Raw genomic sequence first — 3840 nt, forward strand, 5'->3', positions numbered from 1 at the left:
GCTGTAAGTACAAACAACTAATATAAATTATAACTGATAAAGTTGAAAAATCTACTTATTTGAGAGGTACATAACTAATGAAAAATTATCAGGGCAAAAGTAAAAATACTAATACGAATGTATTAGGAAACATAATTAAACTAACTGTACAATCAAGTTTTGCAGTTGCTATGATGGCAGCACCAAGTACAGCAGGTACTTTGAGTTTCAAAGTATTAGATAGCAATTCTACTGGTATATTTGATGATGGTGCTGCTCTTCATACAGCTCACGATCCAGAGAGCCAACGTTTATTTAAGGTTAATAACAGTGAGCTGAAATTGGATATCTTTGATATTAGTAACACCGACGATATTGATAATCCCATCAACATAGACATGCCGATTGATAATATAAATTTATCTACTCAAGGATTATTCGGTCAAGATTTTGTTGTTGGTGGGATTAATGATGTTACTTATAGTAAAGAGCAAAATATATTTGCTGTTGCTGTAGAGAATGATACAGTTACAGATTATGGAATAGTTGCATTCTTTAAGAGTAATGGCGAGTTGGTAAATTACTTAACAGTAGGTGCTTTACCAGATTTTCTGACCTTTACAGGAGATGGTAGTAAATTACTGGTGGCCAATGAAGGCGAAGCAAATGGTGAATACACAATAGACCCAGAAGGGTCTGTTAGTATCATAGATATGTCCGAGGGTGCAGGAAATCTCGAAGATAGTGATGTAACTTTTGCAGGTTTTGAAGCTTTTAATGACCGAAAACAAGAATTAATCGACAAAGGTGTGCGGATATTTGGCCCAAGTGCAGAAGAAGAGGATGCAGTAGCTAAAGATTTGGAGCCAGAATCGATCGCTGTTTCAGGAGATGGAACTAAGGCTTATGTAGCATTACAAGAAAATAATGCTATAGCTATATTAGACCTGATCAATGGTGAATTTACAGATATCGTTGCTCTTGGCTTTAAAGATCATAGTCTAGATACGAATGCTTTTGGTGGTAGTAATGCTTTAGATGCTAGCGATCGAGATGATGGAATTAACATTAAGAATTATCCGATATTTGGGATGTACCAACCAGATGAGATTGCTTCTTATGAAGTAGAGGGCAAGACCTACTTAGTGACAGCTAATGAAGGTAGTGGACGTGATGAAGACGGGTTTAGTGAAGAAGAAAGAGTTCAAGATTTGGTACTTGATGAAGCAGCTTTCGGAGGCGCAGATGCTGTAGCAGAACTTCAGAAAGATGAGAATTTAGGCCGTTTGACAGTCACAAATGCTTTGGGTGATACAGATGGTGATGGTGACTTCGATGAACTATACGCCTTTGGTGGTCGTTCCTTCTCTATTTTAGACGATCAAGGAAATATGATTTTTGACAGTGGGGATGAATTTGAACAAATAACTGCTGAGTTATTTCCAGATTTCTTCAACTCCACTGATGATGAGAATAACTTTGATAATCGAAGTGATAATAAAGGTCCAGAACCAGAAGGTATTACTATTGGTCAGGTAGGCGATCGTACTTTGGCCTTTATTGGTTTAGAACGGATCGGCGGTTTTATGACTTACGATATTAGTAATCCATTAGCTCCTGAGTTCATTAGCTATACAAATAATCGTGATTTTTCAGTGGAAATTAGTTTGGATGATCAGGGAGACCCAGATCCAACAGATGAACAGTTAGCAGCAGTAGGGGATTTAAGTCCAGAAGGGATAACATTTATTAGTGCAGAAGACAGCTCTACAGGTAAAGCTTTGTTAGTGCTAGCTCATGAGGTTAGTGGTACAACTACCATTTATGAAATTGAGCCAGTACCTGAACCTGGTACAATTTTTGGTTTATTGGCATTTGGAACTGCTGGAAAATTATTGTTGAAGCGCAAGAGTAAAACAACTCAAGAGCAAGAAAAAGCTTAAGGATATTGATTAGAAATTTCCATTTCAAATAGAATAAAAAAAGCATTGCTGTTTTCTAGAAGAAATAAATTCAGCAATGCTTTTTTATAGCAACATCCATATAATGAAAGTTTTTGTTTGTAGTATTGCTCTAGCCCATTATACTTAGGGCTAGAGCAATACTACAAGCTTGAATCATCAACTGTAGGGAGGTTCCATGGAACCTCCCTACAAAGTTTTCGTTGTGACGATGTGGTCTACCCACATGAAAAGCTCCATAATTAAGGATTCTCAAAATTAGTCGGTCCGTTATAACCTGATAACTTGGCTAAATTCTCTAAAGAAACTACACCCTCGTAAGACTTACCACCGATATCCCAACTTGGATATGCTTTAATACCTGCTGCAACACATAAGTTAGGTTGAGGATTTTTGCCTTTAGGATCGCACTCAATATAGTTTAGTTTACTAACAGCTTCTTGACCAAATAATTTCTTTTGATCCTGACAATGACTGCACCAATAAGCACCATACATTTTTGCACCTACTGCTGTTAAATGTTCTGCTAATGCAACTTTTGCCGGAGTGGAAGTAGTTGTAATTCCATAGACATTTGGTTCGCTAGCAGAAGTGCTATGAATTGGAGAATAAACTGCAAATGTTCCTACCATAGTAATCATTCCGACTATGATAGCGGTAAATATTAACTGTCCAATGTCTTCCCAATTACGACCAATTAATGCCAAGATAAATAGAGACAGAGAACAAACAGCCGAACCAATGCAATAAAGACAAAGAGCTTTAATCTCAAATGCCATTATGTACATTAGATAGCTACTGAAGATGGTCATGGATACACCACCCACAAACATTAATAACCAACTCCAGTTTTCTAGTTGTGAGCGTAATTCCTTTTGTGAGTCTTGGTTAATTAACCAAGGAGCGATCGCCATTGTTCCCATACCAGCATAAGCTAAAAAGCCAAACAGAGCTAGAGGTAAGCCTAAAACAGTAGCATAAGGGCTATTAAGTACGTTATCACAACCTTCCACAGGGCAAATAACTGTTCCCCCTGTTAATCTTTCTATAAGAATATAGGCTGTAATTACAGCACCTACTGCTGCGATACCAGCAATAATAAAACGTGAATTACGATAGATCCAGGGTTTAGAGCGTTTACTACGCATTTGTGTCTCCTAATTTAATATAGTTTATGTTGATATGATTGACTATCCTATAAACTGGAAAGTCCAAAATAGAGTTCTATAGTAAGATATTTTATCCATAATCTATCAAACCTAGAGATTTTATTACTATTGAGCTAGGTGGGGATAAATAAGGGCAACAAGTGTGGGGCGGGTTTTTAGGACTAAATCTGAAGTATCAAGGCTTTCGGCTCAACCCACCCCTACTATTTCATATATTGCCATCTTACTTTTGACTTTTGACTTTTGACTTATAACTTCGTTAAGGCCAGCAGGACACTCCATCTACTTTGCTAGAACTTTACATTAGCAGTAGATTTATGAGACGTTTCTCTGACTGTTGTAGAAAGCATAGTTTTAGTAATAGGTTAATACGATTAGCCTGTTTACATAAAAATGATGTATTCCTAGCTATAGGTTAGCTCAAGTCTGTTTAATTAGTTATCAAAACACTTTCTTTCTCTTCTATTAGGTAAGTCTTTTGACTCTTTGGATTAGTAATAATTAATATTCATAAAATTCTGATTGATATTGCAAGTTAAATGTTTAGTAATTGTGCATATTTATCAGAGATAATTTTTTAGAGAAATAGTTATATTTAACTCTTGACAATATTAAGTGCATACCTGTAAAATACTACTTAAATTACTGGCAAAATGTCGAATTTAATTATATCATAAATTCTGAGATTTTTTGAATTAATTTTTATTAATACTGAAACGGTAGTACCTAAC

Annotated in this window: 2 protein-coding genes; one reads left to right on the forward strand and one right to left on the reverse strand. The window is 35.9% G+C overall.

The genetic code is table 11. The features are described 5' to 3' along the window. Positions 1-77: 77 nt before the first annotated feature. Positions 78-1922: a choice-of-anchor I family protein gene (locus tag AFK68_RS06695; protein ID WP_168186349.1), complete on the forward strand. Its 1845-nt coding sequence runs from the start codon at positions 78-80 to the stop codon at positions 1920-1922. Positions 1923-2182: 260 nt separating this feature from the next. On the opposite strand, the gene AFK68_RS06700 is transcribed toward AFK68_RS06695, so the two are convergent. After that, the gene (locus tag AFK68_RS06700) at positions 2183-3088 is read right to left on the reverse strand and encodes a vitamin K epoxide reductase family protein (RefSeq protein WP_094672091.1); all 906 of its coding nucleotides are present in this window, start codon (positions 3086-3088) and stop codon (positions 2183-2185) included. Positions 3089-3840: the final 752 nt, after the last annotated feature.

The sequence above is a fragment of the Hydrocoleum sp. CS-953 genome (assembly GCF_002260545.1).
Lineage (GTDB): Bacteria > Cyanobacteriota > Cyanobacteriia > Cyanobacteriales > Microcoleaceae > Trichodesmium.

Excerpts from the sequence above, each read along its gene's own strand:
- AFK68_RS06700 (WP_094672091.1), bottom strand. The coding sequence starts at position 3,088 with ATGCGTAGTAAACGCTCTAAACCCTGGATCTATCGTAATTCACGTTTT.
- AFK68_RS06695 (WP_168186349.1), top strand. The coding sequence starts at position 78 with ATGAAAAATTATCAGGGCAAAAGTAAAAATACTAATACGAATGTATTA.